This window comes from Bacteroidota bacterium (assembly GCA_016722375.1).
In the GTDB taxonomy this organism is placed as follows: Bacteria; Bacteroidota; Bacteroidia; order Chitinophagales; family LD1; genus Bog-950.
Genome location: JADKJG010000005.1, coordinates 254565 through 269933 on the forward strand (window position 1 = coordinate 254565; position 15369 = coordinate 269933).

Sequence of the window (15369 nt, forward strand, 5' to 3'; positions counted from 1 at the left end):
TAAAATTATACTGTGAGTAACTTAAAACAACTCGTAAACAAAGCTAAAGACAAAAGCAACTTCGTTGACTTGAAAGCATACATCGCATTTTGTGATGAGTACTTGAATTTCATCAGCGACAATTTGCAAGCAACAATCGTTTCACAAAATGAAAATCACTATTGCTTTTATCAATACAAGAAAGAAGGAAATTTTCAAATTACAAGACCAATTAATTCAAAATTGATGTATGACGCGAAAGCATTTTTAAAAACATCAAAAGAGTTTTTGAAAATATTGCGCAGCATAAAAACCATTGACAAAAAAGATGAAGCAATTCGTAACATCTTAAACAATGCAACATACACCATACAACAATCTGTAGGTTCAGCTTTGGACGGTTTACCGGCAGGGCAATCAAACACTGCAAGAAAACTGAATGGCGATTTGTTTGAACATTTCATTCGCTTAATCATTCGTGAAATTGGAATTACTTGCAATGCAGGTGTAATTCAAATTCCAGTAATCGTTGACAGCGAGCCGCAGTTCAATATGAATTATCAGCACGATTTAATTATTGAGAAAGAAGGAGATGTAAAAGTTATTGGCTCAATTAAAACATCGAGCAAAGACCGAATTGATAAAATTTTCATTGACAAGTTTCTTTACAACAAACTCACTGAAAAAGCAACACCACACATTGCAATTTTCTTGAATGATGTTCAAAGGAAAAACACAAAACGAGAAAATGAGTATGGCGTAAGTGCGACCTTTCTTCCAGGACATTTCAAAGGTTACACAGTAAAGTTAAATCCGCTTGACGGAGTTTATTATTGCGACATCAGACCGAACATGAGAACAGAAAGTATTTTGAAAGACCACATAAAAACATTTGACAACTTACTCATTGAAGACATTTGGAAATTCATATAGCCAACGCATTTGCACTCACATTTTATTTTTTGCAACGCACAGTGCAACCGCAGAAAAAATAAAAAAGGAGTGTAAGCAACCGCACGCTGACACTGCAAACTTGGGCCGGCAGACCCCTCAATACAAAGCACACACTTCTATCAGCCTAACTGGGCTTAGGCTGTGCCTACGTCCTGCAAATTTGCAACTTATAAGTGTTCGAAACCTTATTGTTTTAGTCTAAGTATCAAGGCTAAAGCCATTTAATAAGAGCCAGTTCTAACCGCGCTGAAGCGTGGTGTTATAAACCGCCATTCATGGCGGAGTAGTGTGTGTGAAGGGGGTTGGCTTTAGCCACAGATTATCATGTTTCGAACGCTTATGGGCACGGCCTGCGCCCAGTTGGGTAAACTAGCTTAGCGCAGAGGCCTCAATGCTTCGCAACTGGAGAGCGAAAGTAAATTTATGAGTTTGGTTATTATAAGTGCCGGATTTCCTTTACTTTCATTTCTGATAGGTCCTTAAGGCATCTGCCAAACTCATGAGAAAAATCTTTTTTCTTTCCGTTTTTCTCTTTTTCTCTTTCCAAATTCGGGCACAAACACCGGGCGATTCTAAAGCGACGCAAGTTGAGGAAATGCGCAAATTGAAGAAGCAGATGATAGAAGAGCAAAAAACCATACAGCAGCAAACTGAATGGAATACGCAATCGTCGCAACAGGAGATCAAGAAACTGAATCAGGACAATCAGCAAAAATCCATTCAAATTCAAAGCAGCAGACAGGAGGCCGAACGGGCGCATCTGGATGCAAGCCAGGCCCGAGTAGATTTGGCTCGTGCAAAGAGTGAGCTAGATGTGAAGCAGCATGAACTGATCGAGACCGATGCATTGATTGATTCGGCTAAAGCGAGGTTAGCGATAACGCAAAGCCAATTGCAGGAATCTGAGTTGGTGGTTCACAGAACAAAAGAAGCATTGCTTCACCAAGAGGATAGTGTCAAAATGCAGAATTTGCTATTGCACAACCAGCAAATGGAAATAGATGCACAGGATCAACGCAACCGTTGGTATATTATAGCGGCTGCTTTGTTGTTGTCTTTCTTTGTGGTATTAGGCGCTTTGCTCGTTACCCGTCAACGATCTATCAAGGAGTTGTCCGGGAAAAATAAAGTCATTGAAGAAGAAAAAAGACGCAGCGATGAATTGTTGTTGAATATTTTGCCGGTGGAGGTGATGCAGGAATTAAAAGAGCATGGCAAAACACAGGCGCGCAACTATGCCAAAGCCACTGTACTTTTTGCCGACATTAAAAACTTTACAGCCATCAGCGAAATCTTATCACCCGATGACCTGATTGAGGGCCTGGATGCCTATTTCGAACGATTTGATTTGGTGATAGAAAAGTATGGGATAGAGAAAATCAAAACCATTGGCGATACGTATGTATGTGCGGGTGGCGTCCCTACAAAGAATGATGTCAATCCGCATGAGGTGGTGCAGGCCGCCCTTGATTTTCAATATGAAATTGGCAAACTTAAACGAGAGCGCGAGGCCGTTGGAAAAATTCCTTTTGAATTTCGGATAGGCATCCACACCGGACAATTAGTAGCGGGGGTGATTGGAATTAGAAAGTTTGCCTATGACATCTGGGGCGATACCGTGAATATGGCTGCCCGAATGGAGCAGACCAGCGAAGCGGGTAAAATAAACATATCAGGAGCGACTTATGAATTGGTAAAGGACAAGTTCGCCTGTGTTCATCGGGGCAAGATTGAAGCGAAGAATAAAGGAGAAATTGACATGTACTTCGTTGAAAAAGCTACGGGTTTTGTTTAATCCACAATATATTTTTACTGCGTGAAGAAGAATTATCAGAAGATTGAAGAATATGTAATCGCAAAACTAAAGTCTGAATTGCCTAAGGATTTATATTACCACGGGTATCATCATACTTTAGATGTTTTGAGATCTGCCGAGCAGATTGGACAAGAGGAAAACCTTTCGGAAGAGGAAATGTTTTTGCTCAAGGTGGCGGTCCTGTTTCATGATATTGGTTTTACGAAAGTTTATAAGAGCCATGAGGAGAAGGGCTGTGAAATAGCGGAAACGGAATTGACCAGATTTGGATTTAATTCGGCTGATCTTCAGACTATTTGTGGGATGATTATGGCCACAAAAATTCCGCAGAACCCTAAAACCAAATTAGAGCGGATTATCGCTGATTCAGACTTAGACTATTTGGGGACAGATAAATTCAAAAAGATAGGGAAAACTCTTTATGACGAAATGAAGATCTATCTGAATTTAGAGAGTGAGCGGCAATGGAATATCATCCAGATGAACTTTCTAAGGACCCACAAATACTTTACAGACTTTTGCAAAAAGAACCGCGAGGCTGAGAAGGAAAAACATCTGGAAGAAATTATCAGTATCGTGAATTCCTATGATTGAGCGTTGTTCTGCTTGGCAGATTTCTCGTTCAAGGCTCTCAATCTCCGGCATAAGGTTTTAATGATTCCCTTCGCTACTTCTATACGGCTTTCCATCAATTCGTAAAAAGGTTCCTGATCAATTTTAAGCAGAAAGGTTTCTGATTGAGCCGTGGCGCTGGCAGACCTGGTTTCGGTATCGAGCAAGGCCAACTCACCGAAGAAATCATTCTCCTTCAGAATGGCCAGGCTATGACTGCCTTTATGAATATTGACCGCTCCTTTAAAAATGATATACATGCTATTGGCTAGGTCGCCTTCATGAAAAATATTTTGCCCTTCTTCATATTCTACTTCTTCCAAAATCTCCGCTACTTCTGCCAACACCGTTTCGGGTGTTTCTTCAAACAGGCTTAGGGATTTTAGCAGCAGCACTTTCTCGATCAGGATAAGGCGCGATTCAAAAGGAGGGTTCTTGCTTGACATTTTAGTTTAGTTCTGATTTAATTTTTTGAGCCACTTCCAGCAGTAAGATATCCGAATCGTCCTTCACCGCATTCAGCCAGTTTTGTTTTTCTGGACTTCGATAATATAACGTCGAGTGCAAAGCGGTTGCTTTTGTCCACCGATGGAAGGGGTGTTTTTTGTTGCTTAGTATGGTATCAATAATGCCCGGATAGCTCAAAGGCTGTTTAAAATATTCTCTTAATCCGGCACACTTTTCAGCGATGGATGCCGGCTCATATATGCGGATAAATTTCTGCGCTATTTCTTTGGGCACCTCAATTTCGATCACCTCAAAGGCATTAGCGATACTTTCCTTTTTGTTAAACTGGAAAGCGCTTCTAGCTTTCATCATCATTTCCCGGTTATATGTGAAGGAGAAAAGTAACAATAGTGCATTTCTGATTTCTTGCAACTCCAAGTAAAGCGCATCAATTAATAGCTGTGCCGTAGAATTTTTTTCTAATTCTTGAATCATAAAGATAATGGCAATGGCAGATGTAGTATATTGATTCATGAGGGCGATATGTCCCTCGCGGTTATGGGGGTTTGTTTTAAACGCACATAAATGCAGTGCATGGAAAATATCTATCTGAAAGGAGGGTAATTTCCACACCAATTTATCGAGAATTTCAGAAACTTCCGCTGTACCAATTTTTCCGAGAAGTAAAATCAATTTGGTTTTTTGTTGGCGACTCAGTGAGGTGCCGGTCAATGTGCTTTCTAATTGAGGCAAGGCGATATTTCCAATGTGGCGCAGTGCATCCAGAATAATTCCTTCATGCTTTTTTTGTAGAAATAGATCCAGCAACGGAGGAACCGTCCGCGCGTTTCGCACCGATCCGCAAGCAATGATGGCCGCCTTTTGCACCGCAACATCTTCATCTTTGAGCAAAGTGAGCAAAGGCTTGTAGAAGGAATCTACTCCCAACTCACCAATGATTTCAGCTCCCATTTTTCGTTCCTTGCTATCCACCGAACTAATCAGTTGAAGCAGGCGCTGACCGGCGGTAACCACCGCTCCGATACCCCCGCTGGTCATTAATCCGATAATGGCCGATTTCATCAGCCGCTGGTCTGCGTCTTTTACATACACATCCAAATTTTCTGACTCGTCAGGAAGCAACATACATTTAGCCTTCACCGCTTCGGGCAGCAGCCCTGTTTCCGTTCCCGCCGCTATGATTTTTTCAATGTAGGGCAAGGCGGCATAAACCTTTTTTCGTTCTGCTAATTTAATGGCTTCCATCCTCACTTCGGTCATGGGATGTTCTAAGGCTTTCAATACTATCTCTTCCTTGTCTTCAGCATATTGTTTTTCAATCAGGTTCAGAATATAGATAGCCTCTCCTTGCTTGCAGTCGCTAATTTTCGACTTCAACACAGCAAGAGTTTGTTCACTATTCATATCCATCTCTTGTCCAATGGAATAGCGTTTATCCAGAGCCGTCACTAAGGTTTGTACGTACTGCCGATCCACTACAAATATCATAATGACCCAAACAATGAGTAGCGTGAACAACAAATAGCTGAGCAAATACAAATCCACTCCGCCGGAAAGTTTTATCAGTGAGTAAAGCATAAAACCGCTGAAGGCCAGTGCGAATGGGTCCATCACGCCCTTCACGATGGTATGTCCTTTCAGGCGCAGAGAAGATGAAAGAGGCTGCATGAGCGAAAGGAAAACCGGGTCTTGCAGGGAGGTCTTTAATACTTCGGTAATGATCATCATCATTCCGAATAGATAAAGCAAGGCGGAATGATTTTCGGTAAATAAGGGAAGGGCTATAATGGCAAACAGAAAAACAAAAAGAATAATTGGGCTGATCAGCAGAGACCCTCTTGTGCCCAACACGTTGGTTAATCTTCCGGTTAAAATCAGACGAATAAAAATAGCCAGGATTCTACCACCGGCGTAAAAGGCTGCGATAAAACTGGCCAATTGCACATCGGTCTTCATCTGGTGTTTAATTTCTGAGTAGAACGAAAAGCTGATAATCGTTACGCAGGTAACGATGATAAAAGAAAGAAAGGCCACTAGGGCAATCATCCGATTACCGAAAAATCCTTTCAACATTTCCTGCCAACTCACGGTGACTTTATGGGCGCGGTGGTGTTGGTGTGTATGTGCTACATGAACGGTTAATATCCCTGAACGTTGGAGCCTGAAAAAGAAGATCAATGAAATCAGAATGGACCCCCCCGCCACCACCAGCATCCCGCTGCTACTAAAAATTTTTATCAGCGCTGGCACCGCTGAATAACCAATCAACTTGGCAGGAATATCCCCCGCGCCTATCATACCAAATAGTCGTTTGCTCTGCCGGATGTCAAACTGAAGAGCAGCCAAGCCCCAGAACTCTAAATTGCTGAGGAGATAGATAACGTAATACCAGCTAAACATCAGGAACAAAAACCAGACATTCTCCGAGTTTTGATAGAGCGCATAAAAAGCAAAAATGCTCAGGCCGATAAAAACAATGACAAGGGGAACCAGTTTATTGATAGACAGCGCATGTTCCACCTTGCTGTATGCGAAGCCCGTTATAAATAATAAAAGGGCAGAGAACAGATAAACCTTGGGCAATTCATGAACAGCAAAATGTTGCAGAAAAAGCGCAAACGCTACCGTATTGAAAATCGCTACTCCGGCCCCCTGAAAAAACTGTAGCCAAAACAGATTATTTACCAGCCACGCCTCCTCCTGTCGGATGTTGAACAAATGGAGAATTTTATTTTTCATAGAGTCGGTCCCCTGTGGAAGCTAATTTAGTTTTTATTCTGTTTGGCCTCTATTTTTTTCTGATAGAACTCTTTGCTGGCAACGTATAAAGTCTTATTGATAGCGGCATATACCTTACCACTTTCATCTTCAAATTTTAGGGGCAAATCAAAAACATATTCACCTTTCATCGCCACCTGTTGTCGTATTTCATCTATCATTTCATCCTGAATCAAAAACCGACACTTCATTTTTTCCGTCGCCGGACGAAGAAACCGAATATGGGCTGCTTTATCCCATACCACATAATCCTTTCCCAGAATCCTCATGAACATGAGCATAAAGTGCGGATCAATCGAACTATAAATACTACCACCAAAAATTGTTCCCACCCGGTTTACGGTCCGCAAGTTTAAAGAAAGGCGCACATGTACTTCTTTGAAATCAGCAGCAATAAAAGTCACCCTACCTCCACTGCAAAAAATACAAGGCCAGAAATTGTATGCCCAGCGCAACAAGGTCGTTCCGCCCGACTCTTTTCTTTCAGTTTTAAACAGTTCCATGCTCCTGCATTTTGTTCTATAGATTCTTTTATATCAATTCGCCCCCTCAAAACAAATGATTTATGACGACAAGCACTAAAGCAAATACAGAGATTCATGGAAAATACGCCCGGCTGCTCATCAACTACTGTCTGGATGTAAAGAAGAATGACAAGGTTTTTGTGTCTTCTTCTTATCTCGCCGAACCGCTGCTACGTGAAGTGGTGAAAGAAATTTATCTCGCCGGAGGAATTCCGGTGTTGAATGTTGAATTAAATGGTATTGGTGAACTTGCTTTGCAATATGGAGAAGAACACCAGCTATCTTGGGTGAACCCCATGCGGAAACATGTGATGGAACATTTCGATTGCTATCTCAACATCAAAGCATCTTTTGAAAAAGGAAGTGACGAAGTAAACATTGAACAACCTGAAAAATTCAAAATCTATCAGAAGGCCCAACAGGAGTTGAACAAAATATATTTTGAACGGATTGGCAATGGCTCTATGCGTAGATGCTTGTGCCAGTATCCTACTAAAGCTGCCGCCGATGATGCGGAACTGGGTTCAAAGAATATGAAAGGTTTGTTTATCAAAGCTGCAATTTGTATGAAGCCGATCCGGTGGCGAAGTGGTTGGAAATGCGCAAGACACAACAGGTTTATGTGGACTACCTGAATAAAGTGGACAAGGTTCAATACAAAAGCCCGGATATGGATATTTCATTTTCTGTGAAAGGAAGAAAGTGGATGAACAGCGATGGTCGAGCTAATATGCCCAGCGGCGAAGTATTCAGTGCACCGGTGGAAGACAGTATGAATGGGAAAGTGAAATTCAGCTATCCTACTATTTATATGGGTAAAGATGTAACCGGCATTTCGCTCGAAGTGAAAGATGGACTGATTGTGACATGGGATGCCGAGCAGGGGAAAGAAATTCTCGACAAGGTTTTTTCGGTAGAAGGTGCCCGTCAATGGGGTGAGGTGGCTATCGGCACGAACTATAATATTCAGCGCACCACGCGAAACATTCTATTCGATGAAAAAATCGGCGGAAGCATCCACATGGCGGTGGGGCAATCCTACAAACAATGCGGCGGAAAAAATGAAAGCACCATCCACTGGGATATGATTACCGACATGAAGAATGGAGGAGAAATCCTGGCGGATGGAGTGAAGATTTATCAGGACGGGAAGTTTTTGATTTAGCACTCCGCTACACTCGCAGTAGGCACGGGTCACCATCCCGCTTTTCGCGGGATGATGCACCAGAAAAATTTACAGAGTTGCGTGTGCAACGCAAACACCACTCACCTCTCCGTATCCAAGGCGACCCACGGCATACACACGTACCCAGTACATCCTGCCCGGTTCCAGATGGATAATATCGCATCGGCTGGACAACACTATCTTGTGGAGGTAAAAAGAATCCGGTGACGGACCCTCGTCAGAAATCTCCACCGCATAAGCGCCGGCACCAATCACCTTGTCCCAAATTGCATGAATACTTCCGGGAAACTTGCCGCCCCTCAGGCGCAGGTGCAACACCATGCCCACTGGTGCAAGAGGTCGGGGCTCGGCTGTTACGCCGAATCCGCTGGATAGGATAACCGTTCCCACTCCGTCCGAAACATCCTGTACATACGCAGCCAGTCTGCTGATCAGCGCAAGCAACGCAGCCCGCCTCTGGCGCATAATGTAGGTTTTGGTCTTGCCCAAATCTTTTGCCTCATTATAGGCAACAAGCAGAGCATCCGTGGCTGTCTTGACATTAGGCAGCGTGGGAGAAGGTGCCGGAAAACTCAAATTTCCCGTCATCATGGATACGATGTGATACGCGCGGTCAATCTGATCCGCTGTTCTCAGCCTCGAAAATCCAATTTTAATTTTCGCCATATCTATGTTTTTGGTTAAAAAAATACAGAAGTTTTTTCAAGCGGGACTTCATTTCCCTCTATGCGGTTATCATGCATCGCGGTGTATGCGTAGATGAATAAGGCATACCATAAATATACACCATCCACTTTCTTCTGTTTCGTTATTACAGCGCTTTTATAAAATACCTGCTTTGTTTTGTACCCGATGCAGACAGTCTTTTTCTGCTATGCCAGCGACATAGGAGCGAAAGCTCTGAACTTTGTAGCAAAGTCCCTGAACTTCGGAACAAAAGTCGTGGCATTTGGAACAAAGTCCATGAACTTTGAGACAAATGCAATGAACTCAAGAACAAAAGCCGCGAACTTCGAAATAGAGTCCTTGGACTTTGGTATAAAAGCCATAGCTTTCAGAACAAATCCCATGAACTTTGGAGCAAAGACCATGAACTTCGGAACAAAAGCTGCGGATTCTGGAGAGATGCCCTTTGGGGCTGGGTTGTGGGTGAGGTTCTTATGGTTATTTTCACTTGATGAACTAAACACCGGAAACGGCGGGAGGAATATGGATTGGCGGAAGTACGAAAAGGAAATCTATGCAATTTTTAAAAGAGAGTTTCCAAAAGCTGAAATCACTAGTGATACCAAATTAAAAGGAAGATATTCCTTAATTAATAGGCAGATTGATATTCTGATTCAGGATTACGTCGCTGGAAATCGTATTACTATTGTTATCGACGCAAAATTTTTTAATCAGAAAATTGATGTTAAGGATGTCGAATGCTTTATTGGAATGTTAGCAGATATAGGTGTACATAAAGGATTACTTATCACCCAAGAAGGCTATACAAATGCAGCAATCAAAAGAGCCTACAATGATCCAAGTGATGTCGAACTCGATATCTTGAATTTCAAAGAACTAAAAGAATATCACGGTTTTTTAGCATTCCCTTTCGCTGGAGATATAAGTGTCTTTTTGCCAGCCCCTTTTGGTTGTGTTATTGATAATAGAACAAAAGAAAATGATTGGCTTGCTCTAATATATCAAAGGGGACTAACTTTTGAAGAAGCAGCGGATAAGCGAGAGTGGATGTACGTAAATTTTTGGGATAGAAGGATTAAAAATGTGTCCTTGGATGATTTGCTAAAAATTCAACTCGCAACGTTTGATGGATTAGAAGCACAAATCGAAATGGTGCCGACCATAAAGCGAGAAAGAAATAAAACCGCATTGCGCAAAGTAACAATCCCAACCTATCCAGCTCCGGAGTACACTGGGTTTGTAGAATTTGAGGATTTCATTTTTTATGCTGTCATGTTTTCTCCTATAGAACTAGAAAGCAAGAATATCCGAAAGCTGGAGAATATAATGATCAATGTTATTCCAGGAAAGGTGAAACATGAAAAGCCTGAAAGTGAACAAGTGATAGAATGAGAATCTATGAACGAAATATATTGTAAAGTTTATGACAGTAGAGAACCTTGCTGAAATTAGAAACTGGGTGATTTTAATTCTTGGTACAGTTGGCGCAATTGTTACCATAAAAACATTTATTGACAATACCCGTCAAAGAAAACTTGATAACACCTATAAGACCTTAGAATATTTAAGGAAGCATATCAGCAAAGATCAAATAGAGACTTTTGTCAGCTTATTTCACGCAAATAATCCGATAGGGGTTCCCGAAAATGAGTTTCATCTAGACAATGGACGAAAGGATTATATAGAAACAATGTTTTCTGAGGGCGGCTGTGGGAACGGTGATGTTCAGAATATGATTGAGGTTTTCAATTTAGTTTCTAAATCATTAAATAAAGGAATTTTTGAAGAAAATTTAATCTGGTACGAATACGGTCAGATTATGGAAACATGCTATCGCTGGACGAAATATTTGGAGGATAATATAGATGGGCAAGTCGACCTAAGAAGGAGAGAAGGAATGTCTGACGGAGATTATAAATTATTTCTAAAAGAGTGGAAAGGACAGTTAGAAGGAATGATTTCATTTTTCTTTGACTTTAATCTCTATATGAAAAATGCGACTAAAAGATTTTTGGATAGACCAACAAAGCATTATACCTATGCTGAATAACTTGTAAAACATTTCTTTGACACGGTTGGCAAGAATGCCTATCGAAGAGAAAATTAATAATGAGAACCTCAAAGGACATTTGCCTAATTTGCCAGAACCCGGAAAGAAAGGCTTCATCTATTGAATCCCACTTTACTCCCACTTGGATGATTGAGTCAGCAATTGGAGATAGGAACAAAGAAGAAGCAATATCTATTGATTTTAAAGAGGGAACGGGAGAGGTTCATTATGGAAGAGGAAATCTAAAAAACCAAGAAACTACAATAACCCAGAATTCTCATACCTGCAAATTCATATTTTGCTCGTATTGTGAAGATGCATTAGGCAAACTGGAAAGTAAATTCAAAGCTTTATTGGTCGAAAAAATTAGACAAGAGAAATATAAGGGGCAATTTACTATCAAGGAGTTAACCAAAGAATTAGCTCTTTATGAATGGAAGTATGATGCATCGGGGTTTTATACTTTCTTACTTTCTGTTGTATGGCGGCTTTGCTTAAGGATAAAGATTGAAGAGCAAATGGACGTTCTGCCACAAATACATTTTGAAACAATGCGAAAAAAATTATGCAAAGATTTGAACGCTTGTTTAGATGACAATTGCGATTGCCGAGTTGGCTTTACTCTACTGACCCATTTTGAAGTTGACAATAAGCGCGTAATAAGTGCGTTTCATAAAAAACTAAATCCTGAAGTATTTTTGCTTAATGATTTTGTAGTACTGACGCATTTCGAAACAGAATCAAAAACCGATCCCAAAACATTTGCTCGGATGTCTAATCTTCCAGAAATGGTTCTAAATGATGCTTGTATTAATAGAGAAGATGACAAAGCAAAAATCTTAATTGGGAATGAGAGCAAATGGAAAGACTTCTATGATTATTACTTCAAAGCTCAATTAAGCATGTATCCGGTAGAAAATATTCTTTCCGCCATGGGTCAAGTCAATGATAAGTTAGCCGATCCTATTTAATCTACCAGTGTCGTTGCGTTCATTATCGCCCCGATGGGTGCTTCGCCAACCTAACTACAGCTAATTACAAATAATATTCCATTGAAAATCAATTTTGAATATTTCCCGGCAATCTTCCGCTGTGTCTTTCTTTCTCACCCCCAGTTTATTCATCTCTTCCTCATTTCTTCAGCTGCCCTATCGGCATATCCTGAATTCATCTGGGAGTAGTCTGCGCCGGAAGGGGTGGATTAAACTTATACCAGCAAAGTCTTTATTGGCTTCATTGTACAAGCAAAAATACATTCTTAAAATTGCGCCCTCAATATGAAAGAGATCCACAACCCCATATTTGATGTGGTGCCCGCGCCCAAAGACAAAGGACCCTATACCTGGTCGGTGATGTTTAAGGGGAAGAAGTATGATGATGGAATAATATCCTTTTATGGAGGCGAGGCATACGTAAATATGCCCCCCGAAAAATTTCTTGATTTCGACGTTGCCTATCTTCCGGAGGGCTTTGATTACTATGTTAGTTTCGCGCCCACAAAATGCATTGAAGCGTTGGAAGGTGTTTACCTGAGACCTAAGAAAAAACCCTTCACCATGTGTTTTTGTTTCTCTGTTTACAGGCAGCACATTGAAAAAATGGATATCAACCCGTTCAAAGTCCTGGAGCAATTCATGGAAGCAGCCGCAGAAATTGGTTATCAAACATAGATAGACGACGAAGATTCAATGGATGATAATTGTTTCTACGCAGCGCCCCGAAACCCGGTGGAGGGTACCCTCTACGCACACTTCCAAAAGCACGTCGCCGTTTTCGAAGATCTGCTGCAACAAGCCCAAAGAGAAGTTTCAGCCCGGGTTAAGATTGGATAGACCCATGACACCCCGCCGTAGTTCGCATCTCCTGAGTGACGGTATAAATTTGCCCCCGGCAATATTTTACTAAATACGCAGGATGCGGAAAGGGGCTCACGCTCGCAAGCGACTTACCACCTCTTAACATCTCTACCCCATTTCTTTTATTTCTTTGCCGCCTTATGATGAGGTATATTCTATTCTTTAGTCTGTTATGGACTTCTGTGCTTCAGGCGCAACAAGTGGCCCAGCCCGGCTCTTCTGAAATTATTCAAGGTTTGAAGAAACTGAATACCGTCGGTTCGGTATTATACATAGCGGCTCACCCGGATGATGAAAACACCCGGCTGCTTTCCTATTTAGCCAAAGAAAAGAATCTGCGCACCGGTTACCTTTCCATCACTCGCGGCGACGGAGGACAAAACCTCGTGGGCAAAGAACAAGGCGATTTGCTCGGACTTGTGCGCACGCAAGAACTGCTCGCAGCCAGAAGAATTGACGGAGCCGAACAGTTTTTTACTCGTGCCAATGACTTTGGATATTCAAAGAGCCCGGAGGAAACACTGAAATTCTGGAATCACGATAGTGTGCTGAGTGATGTAGTCCGCGTTATTCGCCGCTTTCAACCCGACGTTATTATCTGCCGGTTCCCTACTACCGGTGAAGGAGGTCACGGTCATCACACCGCCTCTGCCCTGCTTGCCTTAGAAGCATTCGAAGCGGCTGCCGATGCCAACCGGTTTCCGGAACAGTTACAAGAGTTGAAAATCTGGAAAACCAAACGCTTGTTTTGGAACACCTTCAATTTCGGTGGAAACAACACCACCTCACCGGACCAGGTACAGGTGGATGTCGGTGTGTTTAATCCGCTGTTGGGAAAAAGCTATGGAGAGATAGCCGCCGATAGCCGCTCCATGCACAAAAGGCGGGGTTTCGTTTTCCAAAGACAGTTTTGTGGTTAATGGAAGTTTAGTTTTTCAAATCAAGTTTAGTGGTAAAAATCCCGCCCTTCGGGTAGCTGCCAAACGTAATCTGCAAGCGTAAAAGACCGTAACCAACAGACAAAAATATATGACAGAGAAGAAAAATATTTTTGTAATTATTGGAAGTGCAAGTAGAAATTCTGCAAACGAAAAGCTCGTAGACAATTTCGTTGATTTGACAAAGGACGTTTTTAATTTGACAGTCTTTAAGGACTTGAAAACACTTCCTCATTTTGACCCAGAACTTTCGGTAGGCAATACACCGACAGAAATAACAGAGTTTAGAAAAAGTATTGAAAACGCAGACGGAATTATAATTTGCACACCTGAATATGTTTTTAGCATACCAAGTGGTCTGAAAAATGGAATTGAATGGTGCATTTCCACTACAGTTTTCTCGGACAAGCCAATCGGACTTATAACGGCTTCTGCAAGCGGACAAAAAGGACACGAAGAATTGCAGTTGATTATGAAAACCGTAATGACAAAATTTACAGACGAAACAACATTATTAATACAAGGAATAAAGGGGAAAATAAATGAACAAGGACAGATTACGGACAAAAAAACACAAGAGAGTTTTATGAAATTTATTGATGCTTTTAAAAACATAATAAACTAAAAAAAAACGCCAGCAGCTAACAGCACCTACCCAAAAGTGGCGATTGGAACCAATTACAATACCCAATGAACCACCCGCAATATTCTGTTCGATGGAAAAATCGGTGGAAGTATTCACATGGCCGTCGGCCAATCCTACAAATAGTGCGGGGGAATGAATGAAAGCGCCATTCATTGGGACATGATCACCGATATGAAAAACGGAGGTGAGATTTGGGCCGATGGAGTGAAGATTTATCAGGATGGTAAGTTTCTGATTTGAGAAAATAAAAAAGGGGCTCACGAAAAGCCGTGAACCCCGCATTAACCACCAAACCCCCATTGGTGATTAAAATTATTCCTTATCGGAATATTGAAGGACTGATTTATGGCATTGGCAATAATACCTTGTCAATTACGTGAACGACACCATTTGTAGCTTCAAGGTCTGTAGTAGTGATGTTGGCAACACGACCGCTTCCGTCAGTGATTTTTGCACCGCCGGTCAAACCAATGGTAAATGTTTTTCCGGTAAGCAGCGGACTAACCACTTGGCCGTTGGTCAGGCTGGAGGATAACACCTTGCCCGAAACAACGTGATACTTCAGCACAGCTTCCAGAGTAGCACCCGGAAGATCGTTCAGGGAAGTAGCACCTAATTCCGTTAGAAGAGATCTGAAAGCGGCATTAGTGGGTGCAAATACGGTGTAAGGGCCTGCTCCGCTTAACACAGTAGCATAGTTGGTGGAAAGCCTGGGATCCGTTAATGCCGACACTAAAATGCTGAAGGTGGTGTCACCCGCTGCAATTTGAGTAATGGTTTGGGTGGGTGTTTCGTCTTTTTTGCAGGAAGAAACTGTCATAATTGCCACTAAGGTTAGAGCCGAGGCAAAGGTTAAAATTTGCTTTTTCATTCTT

The 15369-nt window shown here is 41.8% G+C and carries 14 protein-coding genes and 1 pseudogene; 10 read left to right on the forward strand and 5 right to left on the reverse strand.

All coding sequences use genetic code 11. The annotated features are described in order from the left end of the window. The first annotated feature begins 12 nt into the window (after positions 1 to 12). From IPP77_08480 to IPP77_08490, 3 genes are all read left to right on the forward strand, one after another. Complete coding sequence (locus tag IPP77_08480) at positions 13 to 912, forward strand: hypothetical protein (protein MBL0309695.1); 900 nt, start codon at positions 13 to 15, stop codon at positions 910 to 912. A gap of 520 nt (positions 913 to 1432) precedes the next feature. Next, positions 1433 to 2728, forward strand: a complete 1296-nt coding sequence (locus IPP77_08485) for an adenylate/guanylate cyclase (protein MBL0309696.1) — start codon at positions 1433 to 1435, stop codon at positions 2726 to 2728. 21 nt (positions 2729 to 2749) lie between these two features. Further along, complete coding sequence (locus IPP77_08490; GenBank protein ID MBL0309697.1) at positions 2750 to 3343, forward strand: HD domain-containing protein; 594 nt, start codon at positions 2750 to 2752, stop codon at positions 3341 to 3343. Here IPP77_08490 and IPP77_08495 read toward each other — a convergent pair. Genes IPP77_08495 through IPP77_08505 form a run of 3 tightly spaced genes read right to left on the reverse strand, consistent with a single transcriptional unit; the run spans position 3334 to position 7110 of the window. Next, positions 3334 to 3807, reverse strand: coding sequence for a cyclic nucleotide-binding domain-containing protein (locus IPP77_08495; GenBank protein MBL0309698.1), 474 nt, complete (start codon positions 3805 to 3807; stop codon positions 3334 to 3336). The two genes, IPP77_08490 and IPP77_08495, sit on opposite strands and share 10 nt — an antisense overlap. Before the next feature lies 1 nt (position 3808). Next, a complete protein-coding gene (locus IPP77_08500; GenBank protein ID MBL0309699.1) occupies positions 3809 to 6568 on the reverse strand; it encodes a HEAT repeat domain-containing protein in 2760 nt (919 codons plus the stop codon). A gap of 26 nt (positions 6569 to 6594) precedes the next feature. Then, positions 6595 to 7110, reverse strand: a complete 516-nt coding sequence (locus IPP77_08505) for a DUF4442 domain-containing protein (GenBank protein MBL0309700.1) — start codon at positions 7108 to 7110, stop codon at positions 6595 to 6597. Between the two features lie 62 nt (positions 7111 to 7172). On the opposite strand from IPP77_08505, the pseudogene IPP77_08510 reads away from it, so the two are divergent. After that, positions 7173 to 8296, forward strand: a pseudogene (locus IPP77_08510) (aminopeptidase). 69 nt (positions 8297 to 8365) lie between these two features. On the opposite strand, the gene IPP77_08515 reads toward IPP77_08510, so the two are convergent. Continuing rightward, positions 8366 to 8908, reverse strand: coding sequence for a fibronectin type III domain-containing protein (locus IPP77_08515; protein MBL0309701.1), 543 nt, complete (start codon positions 8906 to 8908; stop codon positions 8366 to 8368). A gap of 618 nt (positions 8909 to 9526) precedes the next feature. On the opposite strand from IPP77_08515, the gene IPP77_08520 reads away from it, so the two are divergent. From IPP77_08520 to IPP77_08545, 6 genes are all read left to right on the forward strand, one after another. Then, positions 9527 to 10396 (forward strand): restriction endonuclease, encoded by an 870-nt coding sequence (locus tag IPP77_08520; protein MBL0309702.1) that lies wholly within the window; start codon positions 9527 to 9529, stop codon positions 10394 to 10396. A gap of 31 nt (positions 10397 to 10427) precedes the next feature. Further along, positions 10428 to 11054, forward strand: coding sequence for a hypothetical protein (locus IPP77_08525; GenBank protein ID MBL0309703.1), 627 nt, complete (start codon positions 10428 to 10430; stop codon positions 11052 to 11054). A 146-nt stretch (positions 11055 to 11200) separates the two neighbouring features. Continuing rightward, complete coding sequence (locus IPP77_08530) at positions 11201 to 12025, forward strand: hypothetical protein (protein ID MBL0309704.1); 825 nt, start codon at positions 11201 to 11203, stop codon at positions 12023 to 12025. A 306-nt stretch (positions 12026 to 12331) separates the two neighbouring features. Continuing rightward, positions 12332 to 12724, forward strand: a complete 393-nt coding sequence (locus IPP77_08535; protein MBL0309705.1) for a hypothetical protein — start codon at positions 12332 to 12334, stop codon at positions 12722 to 12724. A 326-nt stretch (positions 12725 to 13050) separates the two neighbouring features. Then, positions 13051 to 13830, forward strand: a complete 780-nt coding sequence (locus IPP77_08540; GenBank protein ID MBL0309706.1) for a PIG-L family deacetylase — start codon at positions 13051 to 13053, stop codon at positions 13828 to 13830. A 109-nt stretch (positions 13831 to 13939) separates the two neighbouring features. Beyond that, entirely contained in the window at positions 13940 to 14473 is a 534-nt protein-coding gene (locus IPP77_08545) for an NAD(P)H-dependent oxidoreductase (protein ID MBL0309707.1), read from the forward strand. Between the two features lie 364 nt (positions 14474 to 14837). Here the strand turns inward: IPP77_08545 and IPP77_08550 are convergent, their stop codons facing one another. Continuing rightward, on the reverse strand, positions 14838 to 15365 hold the full coding sequence (locus IPP77_08550; protein ID MBL0309708.1) for a fasciclin domain-containing protein: 528 nt from the start codon (positions 15363 to 15365) through the stop codon (positions 14838 to 14840). Positions 15366 to 15369 lie beyond the last annotated feature (4 nt).

Excerpts from the sequence above, each read along its gene's own strand:
- IPP77_08545 (MBL0309707.1), top strand. The coding sequence starts at position 13,940 with ATGACAGAGAAGAAAAATATTTTTGTAATTATTGGAAGTGCAAGTAGA.
- IPP77_08505 (MBL0309700.1), bottom strand. The coding sequence starts at position 7,110 with ATGGAACTGTTTAAAACTGAAAGAAAAGAGTCGGGCGGAACGACCTTG.
- IPP77_08520 (MBL0309702.1), top strand. The coding sequence starts at position 9,527 with ATGGATTGGCGGAAGTACGAAAAGGAAATCTATGCAATTTTTAAAAGA.
- IPP77_08485 (MBL0309696.1), top strand. The coding sequence starts at position 1,433 with ATGAGAAAAATCTTTTTTCTTTCCGTTTTTCTCTTTTTCTCTTTCCAA.
- IPP77_08495 (MBL0309698.1), bottom strand. The coding sequence starts at position 3,807 with ATGTCAAGCAAGAACCCTCCTTTTGAATCGCGCCTTATCCTGATCGAG.
- IPP77_08540 (MBL0309706.1), top strand. The coding sequence starts at position 13,051 with ATGATGAGGTATATTCTATTCTTTAGTCTGTTATGGACTTCTGTGCTT.
- IPP77_08535 (MBL0309705.1), top strand. The coding sequence starts at position 12,332 with ATGAAAGAGATCCACAACCCCATATTTGATGTGGTGCCCGCGCCCAAA.
- IPP77_08525 (MBL0309703.1), top strand. The coding sequence starts at position 10,428 with ATGACAGTAGAGAACCTTGCTGAAATTAGAAACTGGGTGATTTTAATT.
- IPP77_08530 (MBL0309704.1), top strand. The coding sequence starts at position 11,201 with ATGATTGAGTCAGCAATTGGAGATAGGAACAAAGAAGAAGCAATATCT.
- IPP77_08500 (MBL0309699.1), bottom strand. The coding sequence starts at position 6,568 with ATGAAAAATAAAATTCTCCATTTGTTCAACATCCGACAGGAGGAGGCG.
- IPP77_08515 (MBL0309701.1), bottom strand. The coding sequence starts at position 8,908 with ATGATGACGGGAAATTTGAGTTTTCCGGCACCTTCTCCCACGCTGCCT.
- IPP77_08550 (MBL0309708.1), bottom strand. The coding sequence starts at position 15,365 with ATGAAAAAGCAAATTTTAACCTTTGCCTCGGCTCTAACCTTAGTGGCA.